Origin of the sequence: Rhodococcoides fascians NBRC 12155 = LMG 3623 (genome assembly GCF_001894785.1) — a bacterium.
GTDB lineage: Bacteria > Actinomycetota > Actinomycetes > Mycobacteriales > Mycobacteriaceae > Rhodococcoides > Rhodococcoides fascians.
Genome location: NZ_BCWW01000002.1, coordinates 228,095 through 253,701 on the forward strand (window position 1 = coordinate 228,095; position 25,607 = coordinate 253,701).

A 25,607-nucleotide genomic window follows, 5' to 3' on the forward strand; every position below is an offset into this window, starting at 1 on the left:
GACTCACAACCCCCAATCGGCGAGGAACGGAATGGAGGAAGCCGGCAGTGCGGTGCCGAGCCAGACGTCGAACACCAGTCGGGTGGCGAGTGTGGTGGCCACTGCGACGCCGATGGCAACCACTGGGGTGCGCTTCCCGACGAACGTCAACACGACGGCGAGCATCAGCGCCATCGAGAGCGTGTAGCCGAGGGTGGGGAGGACCAGTGCCGCGCCGGCAATCGCGGCGACGACCACTCCGATTCTGATCCAGCCTGCGCGGTCGGGGAGTTCGGTCTCGTCGGCGTCCTCCTCGTTGTCGCTGGAGAGGAACGCGACGGCCGCAGAGGTGGCGGGTTCTAGCTCCAGTTCCGGTTCGGGTGCCGTCACCCGCGGCGCTCGGACGAGCTGTATCGCCCACATCGCGCCGCCGAGGATCATTCCGAGGCCGCCCACCAAAGGCAGGAAGCCCGCCCCGACGCCGGGTTCGGCGGCGATGCCGTACCCGGTTGCCATGGTGACCGTCGCCAAGCCGACGACCAGCGTCGCGCCGAGCACGATCCATTCGATCGTGTGTTGTGTGCCGAGCAGTATCTTCACGGCCGGCTGCCTTTCTGACGATATGTTCGATGTGGCCTGGAGGGGTCGGCCGGATTGCTGTGCTTCACGTCACTTGCAATCTTGCACAGGTTTACAGGATTGTGGTTGAGTGTGTCAACAGACACAGTGGAAAGTGGAGGGTATGAGCTTCCGAACAGTGGTTGCCAGCAGCGGGAAATCGCTCAGCGCATCCGAAAAACGTGTCATCGCAGTACTTCTCGGTGAGCCCGAACCGTCGAGTCTGCGGGCGGCCCCGGTCGCAGCCCGTGCGCAGACGCATGAGTCGACGGTAGTGCGTCTTGCGCAGAAGCTCGGTTACAGCGGCTTCCCCGACCTTCGTGCCGACCTGGAGCGCGACAGCCTCGAACCGGTTGCGGCATCGGCACTGATGAGGAGCGACACCGGTCACGAGCTTGCCGTGTTCGCTCGCGACGAAGCGCGTGCTCTCGAACGATTGTCGAGTTTCATCCCACAGGAGCAGTTGGTGGAGGTGGCTACAGCCATTCACCGTTCGCGGGTGGTCTACCTGTTTTCCAAGGCCGACGAGCGGCCCGCGTTGGACATGCTGGCACGACGGCTCCGCAGACTCGGCCTGGTGGTCGTCGAGCTCGGGCTCGGAGGGAAGGACCTCGCCGAGCGGTTCGTCAGCTTCACCGAGGGCTCCGTTCTTATCGCATTCGCACTGCGCGAGGCACCGTCGCAGCTGCCTGCGCTGGTCCGGGAAGCGGAACGACGCGGCGGCACGTCGATTCTGATCAGCGACGCGCCGGGATATCACTTTCGCCCCGCGCCGACGCATCTGCTCGTCGCCCAACGTGGTGACGATTCGGAATACAACACCCTCATCATTCCCATTGCCATTGCGTACGCGCTGCAGTTGGCCATCTTCCACCTCGATCCCGATCGGTACGGGGCGGTGCGCGACGACATCAACGACGTGTCGAGGTTGGTCGGAGGAACCGACGAAATTCCCTTGCGCTGATGCCTTCTCGTGACTCCATTGCTCTGACCGTTCAGGCGACGACTGCGCAGGCCGGGTGGGTCGGGGTGCGGTTGATGATCGGCTATCGGGCGATCGCCGAGGGTGCCGACACTCGAACGCTTGCGGTGATTGCGGCACTCTTCGCTGCGCCCGCAGTATTGGCGGCCCTGCCGATCGGGCGCATCGCCGACAGGTTCGGCGGGCCGGTGGTGATCGTTTCGGGAATCGTGTTGTGCTCGATCGCAACCGGTGTACTCGTCACGTTTTCGGCAATGTGGGCGTTGCTCGTGTGCACGGCTGCGTTCGGACTGGGCAATCTGCTCATCATGATCGGGCAGCAGGCGTTCGTTGCACACGTCCACGTCGACGGCAAGAACGAAAGTGCCTTCGGCGCACTGACTGCCGCCGCGTCGATGGGTCAGTTGGTGGGGCCGCTCGCCGTGACGGCCGTCGCGTCGAGATTTGGCGGCGCGAGCATCGAGAGCCCGAACACGACGGCAGGCATCCTCACTGCCGGTGCCTTCACCGCGGTCGCGCTCCCCACCGCACTGTTCTTGATGCTCGGCCGCAACCACATTCGTGCCGAGAAGCCTGCCGAAGGGGAAGCGTCGGGGCTGAAATTGCTGAAGCTGCCGGGTATGTGGCAATCGTTGACGGTCAGCGGCGCGGTGCTCGTGACGGTCGATCTGCTCTATGCCTTCGTGCCCGCGTGGGCCGTCGAGCGTGGGGTGTCGGTGACGACGGTGGGGTGGCTGCTGGCGTTGCGTGCCGGGGTGTCGGTGGTCAGCCGAGTGGGGCTGGGCAGACTCGACGCGAAGTTCGGTCGCACTGTGCTGCTGAATGTTTCGCTGGCGGCGGGCGCGACCGCTCTCGCCGTGCTGCCATTCGTACAGGCCGTCGGAGCCATCGGAGTCATGATTGCACTCGGCATCGCGTTGGGTATTCCGCAGCCACTGACCATGTCGTGGGTGGTGTCGATCGTGCCGAAATCCACGCAGGGAGAGGCGTTGGGATTGCGGATGTCGGCCAACAGATCGGCCCAGATCCTCATCCCACTGACGGTCGGCGCACTCGCCGGCCCGTTCGGGGTGACGGGCATTCTGCTCGGCAATGCACTGGTGCTCGGGGGATCGATCGTCGCGGCCTCGCACCCACGGAGCCGACCCTGAGCAATTGACGCTCCACTCGACGCCTCGGTCGCGAGGATTCCCCGACTCGGGGCACAGAGTGGAGCACAAGTTGCACACGAACCGACACTGGGCTGATTCAGCTGGGATGGGTGGACATCTTCACGTGCGGGATTCCCGCTTCCAGGTATTGCTCTCCCACTCGAGTGAATCCGAATCGGCCGTACCATTTTTCGAGGTGTGCTTGCGCGGACATCTCGACCACCCCGGGGTATGCCTCGAGGGCGGCCTCGACGAGCTGTCCGGCATATCCGCGGCCACGGCCGGCAGTCGCGGTCGCGACGCGGCCGATGTGGACCGTGTCGTCGACGAGCACTCGGAGAGTGGCCAACACCTCGCTGTTCTCGTCCTGGATCCAGAACAGTTCGGTCGTCGGAAGTAGGTCCGCGCCATCGAGTTCGGCCTCGTCGACGATCTTCTGTTCGTGTACGAATACCGCGACTCGAAGGGCCAAGATGCGGTACAGAGTGCTCGGATCGACGCGTGAGAGCGGTGCGTGATGGAGGGTGGTCATCGGGTCCTTTTCGTGGTTTCGGTTTCGCGATTCACACCGCGAGCGGCACAACGGTTCCCGGCGGTACGTCGTTGTATCGGGCCGTGATCTTGTTCAGTTCCAGCTGGTAGTACAGGGACTGCAGGCCGAAGACGAACGTGAGCAGAAGTCCGACGACCGAGCTGCACGTCGGCTGAAGGCCGGCCGCGCGTTGGGCGTCGGCGATGCGGTTTCCTGTGTTGTAGTAGCTGATCAACGGCGCGATGATGGTCCAGCCGAGGAGGAGTAGAACCAGCAGTGGTCCGACGACCGGCGGGTCGACCTTGCGTCGGTCGAAGTCCGCCATCTCACGGTGGATGAGGTAGTACCAGACGAAGTGGTAGATGCCGAGAGTGATGAGCGGCAACAGGATCCACACGACAACGGGGTTTCGCCGCTTCATCGCACTACCTTGAGCAACCGGACCGGTCATGATGCTCCCCCCAACCTTGTCGGACGCGACAGACGCCGCATGTCCGTGGACCACACGATTCTCCCACGTCGTTGGGTCCGTACGCGAGGTCTCGCTCCGTGCACGGCACTCACGCAGTCGCTGGTAGCACGTCGAACCCCATCCCGCACAACACCGTCCGGAGGTGTGAGTCGTAGAGCGCGTCCACACTCGAGACCAGGCGTGGCAAATTGCCGAACTGTTCGGAGACGAGAAAACCCAAGATCGACGCCCAGGCGTTGAGTCCTACCGCCGCTATGCGCAGAAGATGTTGGCGATCGATATCTTTCGCCAGAGCGGTCTCCTGCAAATCGAGTAAGTAGGCCCCGAGATCTCCGGGCGCGAGCAGTTCGGGGATCTGACACCGAGTCAGGTCTGCCGATCCGTTCTCGACCGCAGCGAGATAGACCACCATCGGTGAAAGTAGTGCGCGGCTTGCTGCCGGGCCGGTCACTGCGGCGTCGGCGTGAAAGCCGGCGATGGGGGTGCCGAAGATCAGCGCGAAATCGTGGGGGTGTGCGAGCGTCCACTGTCTGATTGCGTGGCCCATGGCCCACCACTGGGCCTGCAGATCATGTGAGTCTACGTCGGTTCGAGCGGCGTCGATGGCGTCGCCCAGCGCGGTGTATGCGTCGATGCAGAGCGCTCCGATCAAGGCCGATTGGTTGTCGAAGTACCGGTAGATCGCCGCCGAGGACATTCCCATTTCCCGTGCGACAGCACGTAGGGACAACCCGCCTGGCCCGTGTTCGGCCAGATGCGTACGAGCCCGCGTCTTGATCTCGTCGACGGTCTCCCGACGCCGTGCTTCTCGACGCGATGGTGCAGCTGCTCCGCCCACTGTGACCACTCCTCCCGATCCTGTCTTCCCGTGCCCCGTTGACAGTCTAGGCAGGCAGCGCCTACTGTGCGATCACCGATCAAAATGTTATCGGTGATTACATTTCGCTTCACATCGATCGAAGGAAGTGGCGAACATGGAAGCTCAACCCGGTCGGCACACCGATGCAGTGCCCCCTTTCCGTAAACGCACGTTCACTGCGGCCGCCATGACGCGTGATGTCGGCACTCTGCTCAGGCGCGGACGCAGCCTTGTCACCGTCTGGACACCGACCCGCGTCGATCCGCTGCTGCGTGAGCAGGTCATGTTCGCCGTTGCGATGGTCAACGACTGCAAGTTCTGCGCTTTCATGCACGACGACGCCGCGATCACCTCCGGTGCCGACCGCGACGGATTGGCGCGGCTGGTCGGCTTGGATCCGGCCGACGCGACCGACGATGTCTTGATCGCGGTGGTGTGGGCGCAGAGCAGAGCGGCGAACGGTCTCGGTCGTGCCGACGAGGTGCTCGAACGTCGGATGGAAAACCGGTACAGCCCACAGCAAATCCGTGACCTCGATACCGTCGTTCGATTCATGACGCTGCTGAACGTATCCGGCAACACCGCAGAAGCGCTGATTCGCCGGATGCGCGGGCACTCGGTACCGGGAAGTCGCGTGGTCGACGAACTGATTGTCGGGGGAACCTACTTGGTCGGGGCCGTTGTCTCGGCGTTGTCGTTGGCACTGCGACGGCGGGTGTCCCCGAAGAAGGTGTGGCACGAGTTCGATCGATTCGACGGTCGTGCTCTCACCGCGCAGGGCAGCGTGAACGGTCGTGTGGGTTCATGACGAAGCCCACGTGGGACGCCATAGTCGTCGGGTCTGGATTCGGCGGTGCGGTCACTGCAGCACGACTGGCAGAAGGCGGCCACCGGGTTCTGATTCTCGAACGTGGGGCATGGTGGGATGGCGACCGGGTTCCCACATCGGGTCGGACGGGCCCATTGCATATGGTGCGAGGGATCCGATATTCCACTCGGTCACGCAGTATGTCTGTCGGAGTCCGCCGTCACGGACTGTACGAGCTACATCAGTTCGACCGGTTGACCTGTGTGGTGTCCAGCGGGGTCGGCGGCGGATCTCTCGTCTACACCGACATGCAGGTGCCACCACCGGACGCCTACCTCGACGCTTTCCCCGACTGCATCGACGCAGCCGAGATGCGGCCACATATCGACGCGGTCCGAACAATGCTCGCCCCACGTCCGGTTGCGCCGATTCCGCAGAAGGCGCGCGCATTCGACCGCGCCGTGACCGCAGCGGGACTGGGCCCGGTGCATTTTCCCGATCTGGCTCTCACGAGCCATCCCCATGGCAAACCGAGTAGGGCGACGATGGGAACGACCTATCTGCCGATGGCGCTGCGTCACGGAGCCGAGTTGCGGGCCATGAGTGAGGTCGTCGCCATGTCGCAGACACCCGACGGCGGATGGCAGGTGCGGTACCGAGACCACGAACGCGGTCGCAGCTATGTCGAATCTGCACCTCGATTGATCCTGTCGGCGGGAACGCTGGGAACGATGCGGCTCCTGTTCGACGCTCGCGACCGGCTCGGAACGCTGCCCCTTGTCAGCTCCGCCCTGGGACGTGGCTTCACCCCCAACGGGGACATGGTGACCGTGGTTCATCGGACCGCGCAGCGAGTCGATTCCGTTGCAGGACCGCCGATCACTGCGTATCTGACCGCGGAGGGCCGACGTGATTTCCTCACTGCCGAGGTGGGGCTTCGCCTGCACCACATGGCCCCGTCCGCCGCGGTGGCGAGATTGCTGCCACGAACTGCCCTGCTGATCGGTATGGGCGCGGACCGTATCGCGTCGGAGGCCACCTACGACGGGCGCAATCTTCACCTCGGCACCAACCGCGACGACGATTCCGAATTGTTCGAGAGACTCGCCGAGCACGCCACGGCGATCGCGTCGGGCTACCGGGCGAAACGCACGATCGTCAATGCGCCTTTCGGTCGCGGCAGCACGCGTCTGGCTTCGGTCCACCCACTCGGTGGAGTACCGATGGCCGAGTCGCCGACGAACGGCGTGGTCGACACCTCCGGGCAGGTTCACAACTATCCCGGACTTTTCGTCGCCGACGGGTCGATACTGCCGTCCGCGCCGGGCATTCCGCCCGCCATGACCATCGCCGCAATGGCCGAACGCATCAGCCACCAGATCCACCGATGCCCAGAAACCTCTGGGCTCTAGAACACCTGTCAGGAGAATCCGATGAAAGACAACACAATTCGCTTGCACAGCCTCGTCGACGCCACTGCTCCGATACCGACATCTCGTGACGGTCTCGGCTTCGCCGATCTGGCGTCGCTGATGAACGCCTCGCCGTCACCCGTCGTCCTTGCCGGCGACTACACCGGAAGAATAGTGTCTTTGATTGCTCTGCAACGACTTCCGGGCATGCTGCGCACTCCGATCACCTCCATCGTCGCGATGCTCGCGCGCCCGATATGGCGCGGCAAGAGATTCGACGGCAACACTGGAACCAACCTGTGGATCGGTCGCCGACGACCCCGCACATTCGGTGACTTCGCGATCACGACCGCCCAGGACGGGCACCACGCAGCACTGGACTACGACCAGCGTACGAACCCTCGGCCGGTTCGGCTCATCACCGGCGAAGCAGCTGCGATGGGGCCCGGGGTGTTCATTGCCGCGATGTACCTCACTGTCATGCGGCGACGCATCACGCTGATGTACTTCACTTTGGACCGGTGACCACGATGCGTGCCGTTCACCGTCGACTTGGATCGGACGATGCCTCGGTTGAATCTCGTCGCTCGGGGAATCATGTGTTGGTGGACGACGACGATGTTCTGGCTGTGTTTCGGCATGCATTCGACTGCGCGCGCAGCGGTGACGCTTCGTGGTTGCAGTCGTTTTTCGAGGCCGGAGGGTCCGTCGACCTGACCAACGACAAGGGCGACACACTGTTGATTCTGGCGGCGTATCACGTACAACCAGGTGCGGTGAGCATGCTTCTGACGCTGGGGGCTGCGGTGGATCGCGTGAACGACAACAGCCAAACAGCGTTGGCGGCCGCGGTTTTTCGTCGGTCGACGTCCATTGTGAGGATGCTGCTGGAGGCAGGCGCAGACCCCGCAGCCGGAGCTCGATCGGCACACGCAATCGCCCAGTACTTCGAGTTGGACGACATGGCAGCGATGCTGACCGAGCCCCAGCCGGGCTAGCCCTACTTCTTGGCCTTGGCTGCCCGCTTACGAGCAGGCTTGTCGGGGACCGAAGGCGGGATGTTCGAGGCCATCACCGCGGGGGCACGATCCCAGGCCCGGTGCAATCCGACCGCAGCGAGCAACGCGTCGTTGAACGCTTTCACCGCTGTCTCGCCGATGACGACGCCTGCGTCGTCGGCACCGATTCCGGCCTGCTCGAGCAGTGCCGCTCCGTCGCCCCAGGCACCCATCGCTTTGCAATGACGGAATGCTTCCTGTAGCAGCAGGATCAGCTTGATGTCGTTCGTCGGTGTTGTTCCGCCCGCGACGACGAAGGCGTCGAACTCGATCGAACGAACTGTCAGGAATGTTCGCTCGACCACCTGAGTGCGCATGCCCTTGCCGAGGATGCCGCCGGCCGCAGCGATGACGTGCACTGTGGCACCGCGGCGCGCGGCTGCCGTCCGTAGCTTGCCGATTCCGGACAGGTCCGATCCGGCGTCGGCGATGACGCCCATCTTTCGTCCGGCAATCGGTCCCGGAGCCTCGACGATTTGAGACAGTGCGGGGGAGAGCAATACGTCCTCAGCGGGTGTGCCGACGGGTGCAGGCAGGCCGAGGCCGGCGGCGACGCGCTCGCACAGATCGGCGTCGACGTTCGAGAGAACCTCGAGCTCACGTTCTTTGATCGATTGCTCGAACACTTTGCCCAACTCGAACGTGAATGCCTCGACGAGGTGATCCTGCTCGACGGCACTGAGGCTGCGATAGAACATGGTGGGCTGGGTGAAGTGATCGTCGAAGGATGCGGGATTCGCTCGTACTGCGCGGCCCTCGATGAGGCGTTCGGTTTGCACGTAACCGTGGTCCTTCTCACCTGCTACCGATGGTTCTCCGTCGTCGACGGAGTTGCTGAGGTACGGGGCAAGGCCGGTGTGAACGGCGGTCTGGTGCATACCGTCTCGCAGCATGTCGTTGACAGGTGCATGCGGTCGATTGATCGGCAGTTGCGAAAAATTGGGGCCGCCGAGACGCGTGATCTGGGTGTCCAGGTAGGAGAACAGACGCGCCTGCATCAGCGGGTCGTTGGTGACTTCGATGCCCGGCACCAGGTGGCCCGTGTGGAACGCGACCTGCTCGGTTTCGGCGAAGTAGTTCGTGGGGTTCGCGTCGAGGGTGAGCTTGCCGATGGGTTGCACCGGAACCAGTTCTTCGGGAACGATTTTCGTGGGATCGAGCAGATCGATGCCCTCGTAGGTCTCGGTGCCGTCGTCGGGCATGACCTGGATTCCGAATTCGTATTCCAGTGGGGCACCGGCCTTGATGCCGTCGGACATGTCGCGTCGATGGAAGTCCGGATCGACGCCGGCTGCGATCTGGGCTTCCTCCCACACCAGCGAGTGCACTCCGGCAAGCGGCTTCCAATGAAATTTGACGAGCCTGGTCTCGCCGTTCTCGGCGACGAGGCGGAACGTGTGGACGCCGAAGCCTTCCATCGTGCGATACGAGCGCGGGATTCCTCGATCGCTCATGTTCCACATGACGTGGTGAGTTGCCTCGGTGTGCAGCGAGACGAAGTCCCAGAACGAGTCGTGTGCCGACTGCGCTTGCGGCAGTTCGATATCGGGCTGCGGTTTGCCGGCGTGAATGATGTCCGGGAACTTGATGCCGTCCTGGATGAAGAAGACGGGCATGTTGTTCCCGACCAGGTCGAAGGTTCCTTCGTCGGTGTAGAACTTGACCGCGAAACCGCGGGTGTCGCGGACCGTGTCGGCGGAACCACGCGATCCGAGAACGGTCGAGAATCGCACGAAAACCGGTGTCCGCTTACCCTTCTGGGCGAGAAATCCTGCCTTGGTCACGGTCTTCGCCGACCCGTAGGACTCGAACGTTCCATGTGCGGCGGCACCGCGTGCGTGCACGACGCGCTCCGGAATTCGCTCGTGATCGAAGTGGGTGATCTTCTCGCGGAGGTGGAAGTCCTCGAGCAACGTCGGGCCGCGATCGCCCGCCTTGAGCGAATGATCGGTGTCGGGGAGACGTACGCCTTGCGCAGTCGTCAGGAAATCACCGGTCTGGGCTCTCGTATCGCGAGCTCCGGTCGGGCCGTTGGGTGCCGGCGACGATTGATCCGGGCGAGGGATGGGTGGCATGTTCGGCCTTCTTTCGTTGTTGGAGCTGTCAACTCGGACGTTCGTGGTCGATGGACGGTGGGCTTCGATGTCACGCGCTCCCCGGGTCGTCGTAGAACAGGCCGTCCCCGCGGACGATGTCGAACGCGAGGGCGGAGATCGAGCGGGCGTCGGCGTAGGCACGGGCACGCAGCCGCGCGGTTGCCTCGTCGAGCGACACATGCAGACGTTCGGCCAACACACCGACTGCGATGTTGATGTCGGACTGAGCGAAGCGGAATGGGCCGTCGGGTGGGCGAAGTGTCGACTCGTCGAAGAAGTCCGGTCGGGCTGCGACTTCACTGACGACGATGTCACCGAGGGTCGAGGCTGCGGCCTGGGCAGCAGTGATCTGTTGTGCCGTCATAGTTCCGGACTTCTGGGTGTAGAGCTCGAGGACCCCGAGTCGAGCACCGCCACTGAACAATGGGAACGCATACACCCCGTGCACGCCGAGCTCCTGAAGAACTTCCGACGCGAACGATGGCCATCCCGTGGTATCGGGCCGATTACCGATGTCCGGGTGCAGTTGCGGCACCCCGGTGACGAAGGCATCGATACAGGGGCCCTCGCCGGTGGTGAATTGGAGCTCGTCGATGCGGGCAGCTTCGGAATTCGTGGCGTACAGCAGATCCCGAGCATCGGCATCGTCGGTGAGGATGGCGACCGCGGCTCCGTCCACGCCAGCGTCGGTCACACACCTCTTGCTGACTCGTGCAACCCCCTCCAGATGGTGTCCGTACATCGATGCGCTGAAGCTATCGGAGTCCGGGGCGTGGGCGCGTCGGGACTCTTCCGTATTTTCTTCCTCGGCCACGTTGCCTTGCCTCTCTGTGTCATTCGCACCGCCACACCGGATCAGCGCACCACGCGGATCTGTTTCATCGATCGGTCGGTGGCGTCCGGGATGTTCACGGAGTCCGGTTGTGTTCCTCCCGCAATTTGCGACCCTCTTCGACAGCCTGCGCATCCTTTTCGTCGTTCTTGTCCGATACCCGGGTATCGCGGGGCGGCAGTTGCAGGCGTTCTTCGGCGACGATTCCGGCCTGGAGCTGGCGGCCGCGTTCGAGTTCGGAATCCAGTTCGGCACCGAACAGCAAGGCCAAGTTGGTGATCCACAGCCACAGCAAGAACACGATGGCTCCGGCAAGGGAGCCGTAGGTCTTGTTGTAGCTGGAGAAGTTGGCGACGTAGAAGCCGAACGCGACGGTGGCGAGAATCCATACGATGATGCCGACCGCGGCACCGGAACTGATCCATTTGAACTTGGGCTGCTGCACATTCGGTGTTGCGTAGTACAGAATCGCGACCGCGAGTACCACCACGATCAGGACCAGCGGCCAGCGTGCGATGTTCCAGATCGTCAGTGCGGTGTCGCCCAGTCCGACGGCGTCGCCCACAGCTTTGGCCACTGGGCCACTGATGGCCAGCATGACCGCGGCGAGCGCAATCAGGGTCAGGGCGATGAGCGTGACCAGAAGCATCACGGGGCGCAGCTTCCAGATGGGCCGTCCCTCGTCCACCTCGTACATGCGGTTCATCGCGCGGCCGAATGCGCCGACGTAGCCGGATGCAGACCACAGTGCGCCTGCGACACCGATGATCAACGCGAATCCGGCAGTGGGCGCTTGGACCAGCTGTTCGATGGTGGGACGCAACGTGTCGACAGCGGATTGCGGGCCGAGATCGCCGACGATCTGCAGCACGCCGTCGACCGTGGCCTGTCCCTGGCCGAACACACCCAGCAACGACACGATGGCCAGGATGGCGGGGAAGAGCGAGAGCACGGCGTAGTAGGTCAAAGCAGCTGCAAGGTCGGTGCACTGATCCCGGGAGAACTCACGGGCGGTTTTCTTCAGTACATAGATCCACGACGGCTTGGTCAGATCGGCGGGTGAATCCGCTTTGCGCGGATCGTCCGGATCTGCCTCGGTGGGTGCGGGTGATGCTGCTGAATCGGCCATGGCGATCGCATACCCGGGGTTTTTCGGTGGAAACCGGGAAATGCGACCGCCATGACGGTCGTTCGATTCGGCCGTCAGTTCACTTCGTTGCGCTCGTGCTCGGTACGCGCGTCGAGGTCGCCGTCGTCGAGATGCTTCGGCGTCTTGGCGTGCTCTTTGTGGTCGGGGTGAGCTTCCTCGGTGGGGATCATGACGTCGTCGAGGGTCGGTTCGTTGTTTTCACTCATGGTGATTCGATGCCCGGGAGAATGGCGGCTCAAACTCCTGAGCCGGTGTGGTTTCGATCGATGTGCAGGGGGCACTTCGACTGTGGTCGATTTTCGGAGGTAGAGATGCGAACTGTAGTGATCGGCGCGACCGGCAATGTCGGCACCGCCCTGCTACGAAGGCTCACCGACGAGCATCCGGGCAATTCCATTCTCGCCGTAGCGAGGCGTCCGCCGAGCCTCAATCCTTTTGCCGAGCAGGTCGACTGGGTTCCGCTGGATCTCACCGGCGAACACGCACCGTACGAGCTACGCGCGTTGTGCCGCGGCGCAGACGCAGTGGTTCATCTGGCCATCGCCTTCCAGCCGATGCGTGATCGCGATTATCTGCGGGCAGTCAATGTCGACGCAGTGCGCACGGTGGCAACTGCCTGTGCGGACGCCGGAGTTCCTCATCTGGTGCACATGTCTTCCGGCGGGGTGTACGCACCGGGGTCGTACGGCGAGAAGGTGGACGAGTCGTGGCCGAGAACGGGGGTGTCTTCGTCGACCTACAGCATGGACAAGGCCGCCGCCGAGGATGTGCTCGACGAGTTCGAGGCAGCGCATCCCGATGTCGCGGTCGCTCGAATCAGGCCGGGCCTGATCGGGCAGTACGAGTTCGGAAGTGCGCTGTTGCGTTACGCCCTACCCGATCTCGTGCCGTCGGCAATCGTCGATCATCTTCCGATCCTGCCCATCGACAGGTCGTTCGCCGTTCCCGCCGCCCACAGCGACGATGTCGCCGATGCCATCGTGCGAGTGCTGGATAGGCGTGCAACCGGGCCCTACAACCTCGGCGGCCCGACGCCCGTGCGAGCCCACGACGTGGCCGACGCGTTCGGTGCGCGCATCGTGCCCGTGCCCTCTCGGGTGTTGTCTGCTGCTGCGCGCCTCGGCTTCGAGACCCACGTGTCCGCAGTCCATCACGGTTGGGTCGATCTCGCGTTCGCCACCCCGATGTTGAACACCGACCGCGCTCGACGGGACCTGGACTGGACTCCGCGAATCGATGGTCCGGACGTGGCCCGAGAGGTCATTCAGGGTATGCGCGACAACGCGGGTGCGTCCACCACGTCCCTGCGCTCGCGTACTGCGAAGGACCGCCTGCGAGCCTTCGGTCGACGGGGATTCATTTCTCGCGCGAAAAGGCCGTGAACACGACATGTCCGACGCCGGGGCAGGTGTAAATTCCCGCCCATGGCATGTCGAATCAGTGAACTCGTACTCGAAGGCCGCGATCCCGAGGCCTTGGCGACGTTCTGGTGTGAGGTGTTGGACTTCGTCGTATTGGACAGGGAGGGTGACGGTTCCGTCGAGATCGGTGCGCGCGACGGTTTCGGCGGCTCGCAGCCGACCATCATCTTCATCCCTAGCGAGAATCCCGAGCCGGCGAAACCTCGACTGCACATCGACGTCAATGCAACCGATCGAGATCAGGACGCCGAGCTCGAACGACTGCTCACCCTCGGTGCCAGACGAGTGGATATCGGCCAAACCGGCCAGGAATCGTGGCACGTGCTGGCGGATCCGGAAGGCAACGAATTCTGTTTGCTGCGTCCAAGACTCAGTCCTGTGTGACGGTACTGTCCTGGCGGTGATCGGCACCCGTCGACCGTCTGGACCAGTAGCTGGCCAGCAGCGATCCGGATACGTTGTGCCACACCGAGAAGATCGCCGCGGGGAGTGCTGCAGCGGGTGAGAAGTGTACCGAGGCCAGTGCCGCTGCCAAGCCCGAGTTCTGCATACCGACTTCGATGCTGATCGCGCGGCGGCTGGCCACATCGAGTCCGCATGCTCTGCCGATTCCGTAACCCACCGCGAGCCCGAGCGAGTTGTGCAGCACGACGGCAACGACGATGAGGGCACCGATCGACAGCAGGGTCGGCGCGCTGGCGGACACCACGAGGACAACCACAGCGGTGATTCCGGCGACCGAGACGAGCGGCAAGGCGTCGAGCATACGATCGATGATCCTCGGGAACAGAAGTCGCAGTACAACTCCCAGTACGACGGGCACCAGCACGATCTGCAGGATCGAGACGAACAATCCGCCTGCATCGACCGGCAGGTATTCGCCCGCGAGCCATAGAACCAGCAGTGGTGTGAGTATGGGCGCGAGGAGTGTGGACACCGATGTCATCGCCACCGACAGTGCGGTGTCACCCTTGGCGAGGTAGACCATCACGTTCGACGCCGTACCTCCGGGGGCGGAGCCGACGAGCACCATCCCGGCAGTGAGCGCAGCGGACAGACCCAGGACATTCGCGATACCGAGACCGAGGAGCGGCATCGCGACGAACTGCGCTGCGACGCCGAGCAGCAGTGCCCACGGGCGACGTGCCACCACGGCGAAGTCGGAGAGCCGCAACGTCATTCCCATGCCGAGCATGATGATCGACAACAACCACGGAACCGCGGGTGTCCCGCCGCTGAACGTGTCGGGGGTGATCAAGGCCAGAGCCCCCGCCGCGACGACGATCAGGGCAAACCATTTGCCGGTGAATTCGCTGACGGACTTCAGCTGGGGCATGTGGAGACTCCAAAGGTGGTGGTCGAGGCGTCGGAAGTCTAGCCCGATTCTGTACTCGGACTGTTCCAGTAACCGAAAAGCCTTGACCGGCCGGTGCTCACGTCGGTGGAGCGATGGTCGTCGACAACTCCCGCAGATGTGTGCGGGTGAGCGTGTGTGCGCGGTGCTCATCTCGTGCGGCGATAGCCTCGACGACGTGTGTGTGGGCGTCGTGGTCTGCGTCCTCTCCGAACACGCCCTTGATCTTCAGCATGTCGATCATGGCGGTCCGTAGCCGCGGAGCCATGGAGTCGAAGAGTTCGAGCAGGATGTCGTTGTGCGACGCGACCACGATGGAGCGGTGAAAAGCCATGTCCGCCTCCACCAGATCGACCGCGTCGGCGCGGGCGGTGTTGCGTAGCTCGAGTGAGCGACGGATCGCGTCGAGGTCGGTGGGGGTGCGTCGGGCCGCGGCGAGAGCTGCCGCCTCACCTTCGATGGCGAGGCGGGCTTCGAGGACAGCGGTGATGTGAACCCGCTGCAACACTCGGTCCCATTCCGTCCGAGCCTCATCGAGTGATTCGACGAAGACTCCTGATCCCTGCCGGGTGACGAGAATTCCACGCCCCGCCAGTTGCCTGATGGCCTCGCGCATCGTCGATCGCCCGACGTCGAACATGGGGGCAAGGGTGGTTTCACCTGGCAGTTTGGTGCCGACCGGCCACTCGCCGGACTGAATTTTGGCAAGCAGCAGTTCGGCGGCCTGATCGGCCAAGGATGTTCGGCGTATTGCGGTCACACCGGAACACTACTCCTCAGCTTGTCTGAGGAGTAGTGCTACATTGCTCGCATGCGCACAGATTTCCCCACTCTGTCCACTCCCGCCGGACCCGTTCCCGTCGGCGCGCCCACCTGGAATCGGCAGCGGCACTCCCAGATGCCGTCGCATCGTTACCGTGACGTCTACGCCAAGGTCGACATTCCGCTGACCCGGCGTCGCTGGCCGGAGCGACGGTTGACCGAGGCGCCGCTGTGGGTGCCGGTCGATCTGCGCGACGGCAACCAAGCGTTGCCCGAGCCGATGGATCCTGCCCGCAAAAAACAGTTCTTCGAGTTGATGGTCGCGATGGGATACAAGGAAATCGAAGTCGGGTATCCCTCGGCATCGCAGACCGATTTCGATTTCGTGCGGCTGCTGGCACACACCGATCTGGCACCCGACGACGTCACCGTGGTCGTCTTCACCCCGGCTCGACGCGACCTGATCGAGCGAACCGTGGAGTCGATCCGCGGAATCACCAACGACGTCGTGATCCACATGTACACCGCCACGGCTCCGACGTGGCGCGAGGTCGTGCTCGGCAGGGAAGCCAACGAGCTTCGCTCACTCATACTTTCGGGCGCAGCCGACGTTCTCGAACTCGCCGGCGACCTGCCCAACGTGCGATTCGAGTTCTCACCCGAGGTCTTCAATCTCACCGAACCCGACTACGTCCTCGATGTCTGCGATGCAGTGACGACTCTGTGGGACGCGACGCAGCAGCGGCCGGTCATCCTGAATTTGCCTGCCACAGTGGAGGTCGCGACGCCGAATGTCTATGCGGACCAGATCGAGTACATGAACGACAACCTTGCGCGACGAGACAGCGTGATCCTGTCGGTGCATCCACACAACGACCGCGGGACGGGCATTGCCTGCGCCGAGCTGGCCGTCCTGGCCGGAGCACAGCGGGTGGAGGGCTGCGTATTCGGCAACGGCGAGCGCACCGGAAACGTCGACATCGCCACTCTCGCATTGAATTTGCACGCTCAGGGTGTCGATCCGATGATCGACTTCTCCGACATCGATCAGATTCGACGCACCGTCGAATACTGCAACCAGCTCGAGATTCACCCGCGGCATCCGTATGTCGGCGACCTCGTACACACCGCCTTCAGCGGTACGCACCAGGACGCCATCAAGAAGGGTTTCGTCGAGCATCGCACTCGGGCGCTGAGCGAAGGCCGTTCCGAGCGGGACATCGAATGGCGGGTGCCGTACCTGCCGATCGACCCCGACGACATCGGTCGCTCGTACGACGCGGTCATTCGCGTCAATTCGCAATCGGGCAAGGGCGGAATCGCGTATCTCCTCGAAACCAACTACGGCATCGAACTTCCGCGTCGCCTGCAGATCGACCTCGCCCGGCACGTGCAGGCCCGCACGGATTCGATCGGTACCGAACTGACGGCCGAGCAACTCTGGGACATCTTCGAGCAGGTGTACATCGGTGCCGCCGAACCCGACGTAACCCTGATCGGTTTCGACTCTCACGACGACGACGGGTCCGCCGACACCTGCATCACGTTGAAGATCGACGGCACGTCCTTCGAGACTTCACACACGGGAGTCGGACCCGTCGAGGCGCTCGTCGACGCGTTGTCTGCTCATGGCAGGCACGTGGACATCCTCGGTCTGACGCAGACGAGTGTGCGAGCCGGCAACGACAGTGATGCGGTGTCGATGCTCGAATATCGCACTGCCACCGGGTCTCGATGGGCGGCAGGGATCGATCGCTCCGTTCTGTCCGCCACCCTCGACGCAGTCCTTCGTGCCGCCGGCTCGGCGACCCAGCGGGACTACGTGCTCGGTAGCGATCGGCGTCCGCCGCATGTCGGTGGCTGATCAGTGCAGCATGTCGAGTATTCGAGGTAGGGCGTCGTCGACGGTTGCGGCAATGACGTCGTAATGAGTGGCACCGGGCACGGGCAGGTAGGCCACGTCGCGGACGCCCTGTGCCACCAGTTCCGCAGCGAGGGCGGTCGTCAGAGCCGGCGGCACAACGGTATCGGCCAGCCCCTGCTCGATGGTCACCGGCCGTGTGTAACCGGTGGTCGGCACGGATAGGTAGTCGCGGATAGCCGAGGTCATGGCGGGGTCGGAGAGCGATCGAGCGAGGAGCTGTTGTGGTGCAACGGCACTGGCCTTCTGTCGTAGGTCGCTGATGCAATTGTCCTCTGCATGCGCCAGGTAGTCGCGCCCCAGTTCGCTGAGATAGCTGTTCACGTCGAGATCCGGCCGAGAATCCCTGAGCCCGTGCAGGACGTAGATCAGGGTGGCCGTGATGTTGTCGAGAGGTGCGATTCGGGGAGTGGTGGGTGAGAGCAGTGGAAGGACGGCTTCGAGGTTCGACGACGGTGCAAACGACATCACCCCGCGAAAATCCGACCGTTCTCCGTAGATGTCGGCGCGAGCCCCGGTGGTGAGTGCTGCTGCGCCGCCCTGAGAGTGTCCGGCGGCAACCCAGGTGCGCGACAGCTCGGGAAGTTCGTCTGCGGCAGCGCTGACGATGTCGGTGACGGCGTTCGCCTCCGAAATGCTGTTCAGGTAGTGGTGAACGTCGGTGGTTCCGAGTCCGATGTAATCCGTCGAGACAACGGCCGTGCCGCTTCGTAGCAGCTGGGTGAGCAGGGGCTTGGACAGCTCGACGGCCATGGGGTCCTCGGCGGCACCGTCGTCGAGTGCTGTGCTCAGGGCGCATGAATCACCCACGCCGACGGTCCCTTTGGCCCACGACACGACCGGCCATCCTCCCGGTGGTGGTGTGCCGGAGGGGAGGTAGACCTGTCCGCGGGCAACCGCGGCGCGCCCGTGCTCGTCGGTGGTTGCGTAGGACAGTGCGTAACCCGCTGCGGCACCGTCGATCAGCCGCGGAAGCACATCGATGGACGTTGCCGGTGCCGCGTCGGCGATGGGCGTGAGAATGCTTGTGGCAGCGAGCAGTCCGGCAGCCAGCGTCGTAATCGCAGCGGATCGAGTCGTCATGTCTTCCTGAAGGTGCTCGGTGAGTGTTGTGGTGAGTCTGCCGGTCGAGGGGTATCGAATGGAGTCACGGATCTTCCGTACTGATCGAGGCGATCAATGTGGCGGCGATGTCGGCGACTTTGATGTTGCTGCTCTGGGATTGTTCGGACAGAAATGCGAAGGCTTGTTCAGCGTCGATACCACGCATGGCCATGATGATTCCTTTGGCCTGTTCGATCTGTGCACGGGTCTTCATCGCGGTCAGGAGCCCGTCGACTTCCACTTCTGCATGTCGCGCTCGTCGAGATATCGTCACGGCGGTTTCGATCGAGCTGACGAACAGCCCTACCAGGGCCTCGTCTATTTCGCTGAAGCCGTGCGGGTCGTAACTGTAGATGTTCAGGGCCCCGAGGTGGCGGTCGTCGACAGTCAGAGGGGCCGACAGATAGCTCTCGACGCCGAGACCGGACACGTTGTTCGCAAACTGCGGCCAGCGATCTTCGACATCGCTGACCAACAGCCGGACCATCTGTTGGGTGCGTGCCGACTCCAGGCACGGTCCCTCGTTGCTGCGGTACTGATCGGCGTCGACGTCGTTGACGCGGGGATCTGTGGACGCGACTGTCTCCGGATGGCCGCCGTCCTCGTCGACCAGTGTGATTCCGGCGAGGTCCGCCGTGGTCAGGGCCTGAACCACTTCGGTGCACATGGCCTGCAGGATCTCGGACAGGTCCATCCGGGCCATCAGCTTCGATCTCAAATTCTCCAGCGCGTGTGCGTAGCCTGCGACCTCGGACGAGACGGCCGCTGCGTCGCGCAAGTGTGCGGGCTCGCTGCTGCTACCTCGATCTACCGATTCGGTTGTCATCACGCACCACTCACTTCCGTAGACCGACGCCACCGATGGTGATCGCACGGCCAAACGCGGCGCGGGCTCGGCCGTTCCCGCAAATTTACTTCGATACAAACCCAGCGGCAATCCCGCAGCGATAACCGTGCGCAGCGGCATTGCGTCGATCAACGGACCCGGTAGCCGTGGGCTGCAGTAGAAGAACAAGACCGATCGGCCCGATTCTGGCAGAATCAACGACCATACGTGCGGGCCCGTCACAACTCGGGTCGACGCTGCTCCCGCGACCGAAGGACGACGAACGATGACGTCACCGTGAACAAGCTTTCGACGGTGGCACTGCTGATCCTGTTGGGTGCAGCCGGAACGTTCAATGGAATGTCGTTGACCTCCGACCCCACCGGGCGGTCACTGGGCTTGGATGTCGACATGCTCCCTGCGTGGCATACCTGGGACTACCGCATCTCCGGGCTGTTCGTGTTGATTTTTCTCGGACTCGGATCGTTGATCTCGGTTGCTGCTGTGCTCGTCGATGCGTACGACGCTCCGACGTGTGTCGTGTTCGTGGGGTTGGTGACCATCGGGTGGGTGGTGTGGCAGATCCTCGTACTCGATATCGACGCGCCCAGCGCCCAAATCCCTCTCACCCTGTTGGGGGTCGCGTTGACCATCCTCGCGATCGGCCAATTCCGCGCGCGTGCCCGCGACCGCGGCCGGCAGTAGTTACACGCCGACTGATCCGAGGAGCGCGTCTCCCGGATCGACGACCGCCACGACGGCAGCGACGAAAAGCAGCGCCATCCCGATCGTCATCAGCGCGCCGAGTGAACCGAGGGTGACGAACATTCGACGGTGAGCAGCGTCTGTCGTGTCCGTCGCCGCGTACCGACGGAACGCGATCACGGTTCCGGCACCGACAACGGCGATCACCACACCCGTCGCGACGATCACCGCCCAGTTGTAGTGCTCGACCTGCGTGAGCAGCTCGAGCAGAGGCGGCCTCGTATCTCCGCTCCGCACACCGTTGTCGATCAGTGACTGCGCCGCCTTGCCGTCCGCGTTGTCGTCGGAGAGCATCGGAAGCAGCGCGACGACGGGAGCGACCGTCGACTGGATGTTGATGACGGCCACGAACACCGAAAACAGCGACAGCACGGTCGAAGTACTCGCAGCGATCACGTAACCCATGCCGGCAGCCAGGGATCGCCTCCACAGCGTCGCCGCCAGCAGGCCCAGAACGGCGGTCAGCAGTACCGAGATGACGATCTTGATGGCGTGCCACGCGAACCAGTAGTCCACCATCTCCGCCAACCCGGGAGGAAAGGTGCGAACACCGCTGCCCCAGTACTCGACCAATCCACGGCCGAGCAGCTCGCTCATGGCGGACTGATCCTGGAACTGGGGATAACTTCCGCGCAGCAGAGCAGCCGGTTCGAGAATGAACGCGGCTACCAATAGTGCCCCTGCACATGCCAACAGAACGATCGACCAGCGGCCGCGGTGGATGGGCTTACTCATTGGGTGACTCACGGACGAGAGTCAATCATCGAGGGGCCGGGCGCACATCACTCTGTAGGACTGGATCGAGGAGCAGCGAGCCACCGATTGTCCCGAACTCCACCGAAACGGCGGCCTGTGGTCCATACTCTCGCTATGGTCAATGTAAGTGTGACGACGGGTAACGTCATTGCTCAGTCGGAAAGCGGAGGCGCGGCGCTGGACCAGGTCTTCGGTATGACGGCAGCCGCGGCCGTCGTGTCGTTATTTCTGCTGTACCTGGCATTCATGCACCGCACTCGCCGCATCACGTGGTTGGCGAGGCTGGCGGACTACGCGGGATCGAAACTGAACTTGCCCGGCTGGGCTGCGCTGCCTTTGGTCCTGTTCGTCTCGACGATCCTGACGGCATTCTTCGGGTTCATCTGGGACGTCAGCCTGCACATCGGACGAGGGCGCGACGAGGGACCACTGGCCAACCCGGCCCACTACTTCATCCTGGTCGGCTTGTTCTTCCTGTTCATCGCGGGCGCGCTGGCGATCATTCTGCCGCTCGACGAGAAGCCCGGTCGCGCGGCCGTCAAGATCACCCGCACCTGGTACGCGCCCACGGGCGGTCTGCTGATCGCGGGCAGTGGACTGTATGCGCTCATCGGTTTTCCGTTGGACGACATCTGGCACCGCATCTTCGGCCAGGACGTCACGCTGTGGGGGCCGACTCACCTGATGCTCATCGGCGGTGCCGGACTGTCTCTCATCGGAGTCCTGCTGCTCGAGCACGAAGGCAGACTGGCGCTCGCCGCCGCACAGCAGACGTCCCCCGACGAGGTGGACGAGACTGCGCAGGGGCCCAGACGCTCGGTGTTGTCCTGGATTCTCAAGGCCAGCGCCTTCGGTGGTCTCCTCATCGGACTGTCGGTGTTCCAGATCGAATTCGACTTCGGAGTCGAGCAGTTCCGGTTGGTGTTCCAACCGATGCTCATCGTCGGTGCCGGCGCGTTCGCACTCGTCGCCGCACGACTGGTCGTGGGACGGGGCGCGACTCTGTTCGTCGTCGCATTCGCCGCCGTCATTCGTGAGCTGACGGCATTCGTCGTCGGTCCCGTTCTGGGTGAACCGCACAACGTCTTCGCGCTGTTCCTCGGGATCGCGGTGGTGGTCGAACTCGTCGGTCTCACTCCGCTCGTGGTGCACAGACTTCGATTCGGAATGCTCGCTGGATTCGCTGCCGCAACCGTGGGCCTGTGGCTCGAATCATTGTGGATCGACGCGGTATTCGTGTATCCGTGGCCGACGTCGATGTGGGTCGAGGCGCTTGCGATGGCAGTACCCGTCGGCGTCATGTGTGGGCTGACGGCGGGACTGTTCGCGCAACTGCTCAGCGGTGACGGGCTGCCGGCACCTGCCGTCCGGCGCACGATCGTCGTCGCGTTGGTACTCGTACTCGGCGGCGCGACAGCCAACGGTTTGATGATCGATGTACCGGAAAATGCAACGGCGACGGTCACTCTCGCCGATGCCGCGCCGCAGGACGGTGGCCGGATGGTGACGGCGACGGTCCGTCTCGATCCAGCCGATCTGGTGTCCGACGACCCCGAGTGGGTGGCAATCCTGGCATGGCAGGGAGCCGGTGACACTCTGCGTGGTCTGGTCGTCGATCGTCTCGAACGGACCGGGCCCGGCATGTATCAGTCGACCCGTCCGGTACCGGCGCACGGAACGTGGAAGACGTTCCTGCGTATCCAGGACGGTCGAACGTTGACGGGAACACCGATCTTCATGGCGGCCGATCCCGGCATCGGCGCATCCGAGGTCTCGGCCGACGCCCAGTTCACACGGCAGCTGCAGAGCGAGACCGCGCTGCTGCAGCGGGAGCGGAGCTTCGATCACCCGGCGTGGCTGTTCGGTGCCGCATCACTGGTTGTGCTCGTCTGCACTCTGGCATTGATCTGGGCTCTGTCATGGGGCGCAGTGCGCATCAGTACCGAGACCCCGGGAGCGTCGGTGTCACGCAGGACGCTGGATTCGAGCTCCGTATGACGGCAGCATCCGACGTCGTCTATCTCGCCGATCATTCTGTGGTGCTGGCCATTCCGGCGGTCGCGCCTGCGTTGATCATCGTGGCCGCGGTGCTGTACGTCGTCAGGAAGGACCGCCGGGCGGAGCGCGCAGAGAAACTCGAACAAGAAGGAGAGCACTGACATGGGACCGTCGCGACTGCGGGCAGCGATCATCGGGTGTGCAACGGTGGCGCTGGTGGCCGGCTGCGGATCGTCGTCCGGCGGTACCTCGCCCACCGCGGCAGAACCGGTGCCCAGCACCGACTCCACCGCGTCTGTGTCCGCGCAGCCCGATACCCTGCGGATGAATCTGTCGATCAATGGCGGGACGGTCGAACCGACCAATCAACGCCTCGACGCCTCTGTGGGGCAATTGATTTCGATGTCGATCAGCAGTGATATCACCGACGAACTGCACGTGCATTCGGTTCCCGAGCACACCTTCGAGATCGAGCCAGGCAAAGATCAGGTGTTCACGTTCACCGTCGATGTACCCGGACAGGTGGATATCGAACTGCACCACAGCGATCGCACTGTCGCCACGCTCGTCGTTCGTCCGTGATTCTCGCCCACGGCCTCGGCGGGTCGACCGATCTGCCGATTCCTGTCACCTACGCCCTGATCGGAGGGGCGTGGGCGCTGGCGGCGTCGTTCGTGCTGCTGTTGTTCGCGTGGCGTCGCCCCAGGCTCGACCCCACGACCGTCGTCGTGGCGTTGCCGCGGACGACGGTGGTGGCCGATTCGGCGATCGTCCGGGGTCTCGTCGGGACCTTGTCGGTGCTGCTGGCGGGCACTGTCGCCGCAGCATCGGTGTGGGGGCCACAGGATTCCAGCAACGCGTTGCTCGGCACCTTCTACGTTCTGGTGTGGGTGGGCATCGTTCCAGCATCGCTGGTGTTCGGGCCGTTCTGGCGAATCGTGTCTCCGATGCGGGCACTACACCGCGTCGTGTGCGGACTGTTGCGTCGTCCGACGTCGGCGGCGATAGTCGCCTACCGTCGTGAATGGGGCTGCGTACCAGCCGTTGTCGGACTCTTCGCGTTCGTCTGGCTCGAACTGGCTTCACCCGACTCGGGCTCGGTATCGGCTGTTCGTCTGTGGTGCGGGGTGTACGTCGTGGTGATGGCAGTCGGTGCGGCGATCTTCGGCGACGAATGGTTCTCTCGTGCAGACCCTTTCGAGGTGTACAGCGACACCGTATCTCGGTTGTCTCCACTCACCCGAGATGCCGCGTCCGGCCTGCTGGCGCTGCGGTATCCGCTCGACGGTGCGGTGAGCCTGCCGGTGCAGCGGGGCACGGTGGCCGTGCTCGCCGTTCTGCTCGGGTCCACCGCCTTCGACAGCATCGGGCAGATACCGGCATGGCGTTCGTTGGTCGACGATTCCGCTCTCGGATCGGTGCCGACGAGAACTCTCGGGTTGATTGCCGTGATCTGCGTTGTCGGAGTGGCGTTCTGGAGCGCGGCCCGTGCCACCGGGGGAGTGTCGCGTTCCCGACGTACCGCGCTTCCAGGGCTTCTGGCCCATTCCCTGATCCCGATCGTGGTGGGTTACATGACGGCTCACTACCTCACGTACTTCGTCGAAAAGGGCCAGCAGACAGTCATTTCGCTGTCGGATCCACTCGGCAATGGCGCGAATGTGCTGGGGCTGCGGGATGCATCGGTCTCCTACGTCCTGTCCAACCACCCGTCGGTCGTCGCCGGCATCGCCGTCCTGGCGGTCGTGGTGGGGCACCTGGTGGGCATCACCCTCGCCCACGACGCCTCGCTGCGAACTTTGCCGAAAGAACACGCGGCTACCGGTCAACTCGCCATGATGGTCGTGATGGTGCTCTACACATTCGGTGGACTGTTCCTGCTGTTCGGTGCGTGATCGGGCCGCCTGCGCCGGACCCTGACAATCGTCACTGCTGCCAACACCAACCCGGCGAGTGTGAGGAAGTCGGACTCGGTGAGACCTCTCTCTGCGTCGACCACGTACAAAGTTCTGCCTTCGATGGGGGCGTTGAAGAACAGCCACAGCACCGAGACGACTCCCAGTGATATCGCCGCGGGCCAGGACGGCCTGGCCAGAGACCATGCTGCTGAGGCGAATACGGCGTTCATCAGAACGAGGGCGTGGAACGGATCGACAGATGGCACCGGTACATCGTGGCAGACTCCCGATGCTCGGTTGGCATCTACGCCGGGCCGACAAACGTCAGTCGGCGGTCACGGCCATCGGGTATGGGTGGTCGGCGTCGGACTCGTAGCAGATTGCGAAGGGCTTGTTGGTGACGAACAAGAAGGTGACGTCGTTGTGCTCCGTCGCACCGTGTTCCATCCAGCCGCCCTCTGGAAACCACACCCAATTGCCCGGCCCGTATTCGCCTTCGTGGGTCTTCAGGATGCCGTCCAGGACGTACATTCCGTGTGCGCACGGGTGCGTGTGCCAGGTATTGGTGAAACCGGCGGCATAGCGTAGGAGCATCACTTGCATGCCCGTGTCGGGATCCGCAAACAGTGACTTGAAAGGAATTTCCGCACCGATCTGCGAGACCGTCAGTGTCTCCCATGACATTCGATTGGAGTCGGCAACTTCGAGAGATACCTTGTTCGTCGGCTGTGTCATATGTTCCCCATGGTCAATAGTTGAGTCTGGTTCCCGCATTCGATCGCCACGAAAGACAGGTGGTGCTCACGGTCCAGCTAGCAAGGAATCTACGACCACCTTGTTGCTGGTTGGTTTC

General features: G+C 63.4%; 29 protein-coding genes and 1 pseudogene. 15 read left to right on the plus strand and 15 right to left on the minus strand.

Annotation, left to right across the window (positions count from 1 at the left end; genetic code table 11):
- Positions 1-3: 3 nt before the first annotated feature.
- On the minus strand, positions 4-579 hold the full coding sequence (locus tag RFA01S_RS07090) for a tripartite tricarboxylate transporter TctB family protein (protein ID WP_032392149.1): 576 nt from the start codon (positions 577-579) through the stop codon (positions 4-6).
- 142 nt (positions 580-721) lie between these two features.
- Here RFA01S_RS07090 and RFA01S_RS07095 point away from each other — a divergent pair, with 142 nt between their 5' ends.
- Both RFA01S_RS07095 and RFA01S_RS07100 read left to right on the plus strand, forming a co-directional pair.
- The gene (locus RFA01S_RS07095) at positions 722-1,561 is read left to right on the plus strand and encodes a MurR/RpiR family transcriptional regulator (RefSeq protein WP_080729394.1); all 840 of its coding nucleotides are present in this window, start codon (positions 722-724) and stop codon (positions 1,559-1,561) included.
- Complete coding sequence (locus tag RFA01S_RS07100) at positions 1,561-2,730, plus strand: MFS transporter (protein ID WP_052053510.1); 1,170 nt, start codon at positions 1,561-1,563, stop codon at positions 2,728-2,730. Before RFA01S_RS07095 ends, RFA01S_RS07100 begins: the two co-directional genes overlap by 1 nt.
- Before the next feature lie 97 nt (positions 2,731-2,827).
- Here the strand turns inward: RFA01S_RS07100 and RFA01S_RS07105 are convergent, their stop codons facing one another.
- From RFA01S_RS07105 to RFA01S_RS07115, 3 genes are all read right to left on the minus strand, one after another.
- A complete protein-coding gene (locus RFA01S_RS07105; protein ID WP_032406096.1) occupies positions 2,828-3,262 on the minus strand; it encodes a GNAT family N-acetyltransferase in 435 nt (144 codons plus the stop codon).
- Positions 3,263-3,293: 31 nt separating this feature from the next.
- Positions 3,294-3,683, minus strand: coding sequence for a DUF4234 domain-containing protein (locus tag RFA01S_RS07110; RefSeq protein WP_230073142.1), 390 nt, complete (start codon positions 3,681-3,683; stop codon positions 3,294-3,296).
- Positions 3,684-3,822: 139 nt separating this feature from the next.
- Positions 3,823-4,572, minus strand: coding sequence for a TetR/AcrR family transcriptional regulator (locus RFA01S_RS07115; RefSeq protein ID WP_052060406.1), 750 nt, complete (start codon positions 4,570-4,572; stop codon positions 3,823-3,825).
- 136 nt (positions 4,573-4,708) lie between these two features.
- On the opposite strand from RFA01S_RS07115, the gene RFA01S_RS07120 reads away from it, so the two are divergent.
- The 5 genes and pseudogenes from RFA01S_RS07120 (at position 4,709) to RFA01S_RS07135 (ending at position 7,811) form a co-directional block, all read left to right on the plus strand.
- Positions 4,709-5,401 carry a carboxymuconolactone decarboxylase family protein gene (locus RFA01S_RS07120; RefSeq protein ID WP_032367024.1) on the plus strand — a complete coding sequence of 231 codons (693 nt, stop codon included), beginning with the start codon at positions 4,709-4,711 and terminating at the stop codon, positions 5,399-5,401.
- A pseudogene (locus tag RFA01S_RS28500) lies at positions 5,398-5,496 on the plus strand (NAD(P)-binding protein); the annotation flags it as partial. The gene RFA01S_RS07120 and the pseudogene RFA01S_RS28500, both read left to right, overlap by 4 nt.
- Before the next feature lie 105 nt (positions 5,497-5,601).
- Positions 5,602-6,813 carry a GMC family oxidoreductase gene (locus RFA01S_RS07125; RefSeq protein WP_032406097.1) on the plus strand — a complete coding sequence of 404 codons (1,212 nt, stop codon included), beginning with the start codon at positions 5,602-5,604 and terminating at the stop codon, positions 6,811-6,813.
- A 21-nt stretch (positions 6,814-6,834) separates the two neighbouring features.
- The gene (locus RFA01S_RS07130; RefSeq protein WP_032392152.1) at positions 6,835-7,338 is read left to right on the plus strand and encodes a hypothetical protein; all 504 of its coding nucleotides are present in this window, start codon (positions 6,835-6,837) and stop codon (positions 7,336-7,338) included.
- An 80-nt stretch (positions 7,339-7,418) separates the two neighbouring features.
- Positions 7,419-7,811, plus strand: coding sequence for an ankyrin repeat domain-containing protein (locus RFA01S_RS07135; protein WP_238325027.1), 393 nt, complete (start codon positions 7,419-7,421; stop codon positions 7,809-7,811).
- A gap of 2 nt (positions 7,812-7,813) precedes the next feature.
- On the opposite strand, the gene RFA01S_RS07140 is transcribed toward RFA01S_RS07135, so the two are convergent.
- From RFA01S_RS07140 to RFA01S_RS27670, 4 genes are all read right to left on the minus strand, one after another.
- Positions 7,814-9,946, minus strand: coding sequence for a catalase (locus RFA01S_RS07140; RefSeq protein ID WP_032406098.1), 2,133 nt, complete (start codon positions 9,944-9,946; stop codon positions 7,814-7,816).
- A 70-nt stretch (positions 9,947-10,016) separates the two neighbouring features.
- Entirely contained in the window at positions 10,017-10,661 is a 645-nt protein-coding gene (locus RFA01S_RS07145) for a GAF and ANTAR domain-containing protein (protein ID WP_162182863.1), read from the minus strand.
- Positions 10,662-10,875: 214 nt separating this feature from the next.
- Positions 10,876-11,928: a YihY/virulence factor BrkB family protein gene (locus RFA01S_RS07150; protein ID WP_032406100.1), complete on the minus strand. Its 1,053-nt coding sequence runs from the start codon at positions 11,926-11,928 to the stop codon at positions 10,876-10,878.
- 74 nt (positions 11,929-12,002) lie between these two features.
- Complete coding sequence (locus RFA01S_RS27670; protein WP_169879414.1) at positions 12,003-12,155, minus strand: hypothetical protein; 153 nt, start codon at positions 12,153-12,155, stop codon at positions 12,003-12,005.
- 105 nt (positions 12,156-12,260) lie between these two features.
- Between RFA01S_RS27670 and RFA01S_RS07155 the strand changes: the two genes are divergently transcribed.
- Positions 12,261-13,331, plus strand: coding sequence for an NAD-dependent epimerase/dehydratase family protein (locus RFA01S_RS07155; RefSeq protein ID WP_032406102.1), 1,071 nt, complete (start codon positions 12,261-12,263; stop codon positions 13,329-13,331).
- Between the two features lie 42 nt (positions 13,332-13,373).
- Positions 13,374-13,754 (plus strand): VOC family protein, encoded by a 381-nt coding sequence (locus tag RFA01S_RS07160; RefSeq protein WP_032406103.1) that lies wholly within the window; start codon positions 13,374-13,376, stop codon positions 13,752-13,754.
- On the opposite strand, the gene RFA01S_RS07165 is transcribed toward RFA01S_RS07160, so the two are convergent.
- Together RFA01S_RS07165 and RFA01S_RS07170 are read right to left on the minus strand one after the other, a co-directional pair.
- Positions 13,741-14,706 (minus strand): bile acid:sodium symporter family protein, encoded by a 966-nt coding sequence (locus tag RFA01S_RS07165; RefSeq protein WP_032406104.1) that lies wholly within the window; start codon positions 14,704-14,706, stop codon positions 13,741-13,743. The genes RFA01S_RS07160 and RFA01S_RS07165 overlap by 14 nt on opposite strands.
- Positions 14,707-14,803: 97 nt before the next feature.
- Positions 14,804-15,484: a FadR/GntR family transcriptional regulator gene (locus RFA01S_RS07170; protein ID WP_032406105.1), complete on the minus strand. Its 681-nt coding sequence runs from the start codon at positions 15,482-15,484 to the stop codon at positions 14,804-14,806.
- A gap of 51 nt (positions 15,485-15,535) precedes the next feature.
- Between RFA01S_RS07170 and RFA01S_RS07175 the strand changes: the two genes are divergently transcribed.
- The gene (locus RFA01S_RS07175; protein WP_072692029.1) at positions 15,536-17,350 is read left to right on the plus strand and encodes a 2-isopropylmalate synthase; all 1,815 of its coding nucleotides are present in this window, start codon (positions 15,536-15,538) and stop codon (positions 17,348-17,350) included.
- On the opposite strand, the gene RFA01S_RS07180 is transcribed toward RFA01S_RS07175, so the two are convergent.
- Together RFA01S_RS07180 and RFA01S_RS07185 are read right to left on the minus strand one after the other, a co-directional pair.
- Positions 17,351-18,490 carry an alpha/beta hydrolase family protein gene (locus tag RFA01S_RS07180; protein ID WP_052060407.1) on the minus strand — a complete coding sequence of 380 codons (1,140 nt, stop codon included), beginning with the start codon at positions 18,488-18,490 and terminating at the stop codon, positions 17,351-17,353. It abuts the gene before it with no gap.
- Positions 18,491-18,554: 64 nt separating this feature from the next.
- Positions 18,555-19,337, minus strand: a complete 783-nt coding sequence (locus tag RFA01S_RS07185) for an ANTAR domain-containing response regulator (RefSeq protein WP_169879416.1) — start codon at positions 19,335-19,337, stop codon at positions 18,555-18,557.
- Positions 19,338-19,634: 297 nt separating this feature from the next.
- Between RFA01S_RS07185 and RFA01S_RS07190 the strand changes: the two genes are divergently transcribed.
- Positions 19,635-20,042 (plus strand): hypothetical protein, encoded by a 408-nt coding sequence (locus RFA01S_RS07190; protein ID WP_052060409.1) that lies wholly within the window; start codon positions 19,635-19,637, stop codon positions 20,040-20,042.
- On the opposite strand, the gene RFA01S_RS07195 is transcribed toward RFA01S_RS07190, so the two are convergent.
- A complete protein-coding gene (locus RFA01S_RS07195) occupies positions 20,043-20,837 on the minus strand; it encodes a hypothetical protein (protein WP_032406107.1) in 795 nt (264 codons plus the stop codon).
- A gap of 135 nt (positions 20,838-20,972) precedes the next feature.
- On the opposite strand from RFA01S_RS07195, the gene RFA01S_RS07200 reads away from it, so the two are divergent.
- The 4 genes from RFA01S_RS07200 to RFA01S_RS07210 are packed head-to-tail and all read left to right on the plus strand — an operon-like array spanning position 20,973 to position 24,751.
- Positions 20,973-22,856: a hypothetical protein gene (locus RFA01S_RS07200; protein WP_032406108.1), complete on the plus strand. Its 1,884-nt coding sequence runs from the start codon at positions 20,973-20,975 to the stop codon at positions 22,854-22,856.
- Positions 22,853-23,017 (plus strand): hypothetical protein, encoded by a 165-nt coding sequence (locus RFA01S_RS27675; protein ID WP_167326471.1) that lies wholly within the window; start codon positions 22,853-22,855, stop codon positions 23,015-23,017. The genes RFA01S_RS07200 and RFA01S_RS27675 overlap by 4 nt, the downstream gene beginning before the upstream one ends.
- A 1-nt stretch (position 23,018) precedes the next feature.
- Positions 23,019-23,438, plus strand: a complete 420-nt coding sequence (locus RFA01S_RS07205; RefSeq protein ID WP_032406109.1) for a hypothetical protein — start codon at positions 23,019-23,021, stop codon at positions 23,436-23,438.
- On the plus strand, positions 23,435-24,751 hold the full coding sequence (locus RFA01S_RS07210; protein ID WP_032406110.1) for a hypothetical protein: 1,317 nt from the start codon (positions 23,435-23,437) through the stop codon (positions 24,749-24,751). The genes RFA01S_RS07205 and RFA01S_RS07210 overlap by 4 nt, the downstream gene beginning before the upstream one ends.
- Here the strand turns inward: RFA01S_RS07210 and RFA01S_RS07215 are convergent.
- On the minus strand, positions 24,712-25,020 hold the full coding sequence (locus RFA01S_RS07215) for a hypothetical protein (RefSeq protein WP_081371287.1): 309 nt from the start codon (positions 25,018-25,020) through the stop codon (positions 24,712-24,714). The two genes, RFA01S_RS07210 and RFA01S_RS07215, sit on opposite strands and share 40 nt — an antisense overlap.
- Positions 25,021-25,078: 58 nt before the next feature.
- Positions 25,079-25,489 carry a cupin domain-containing protein gene (locus RFA01S_RS07220; RefSeq protein ID WP_032387684.1) on the minus strand — a complete coding sequence of 137 codons (411 nt, stop codon included), beginning with the start codon at positions 25,487-25,489 and terminating at the stop codon, positions 25,079-25,081.
- Positions 25,490-25,607 lie beyond the last annotated feature (118 nt).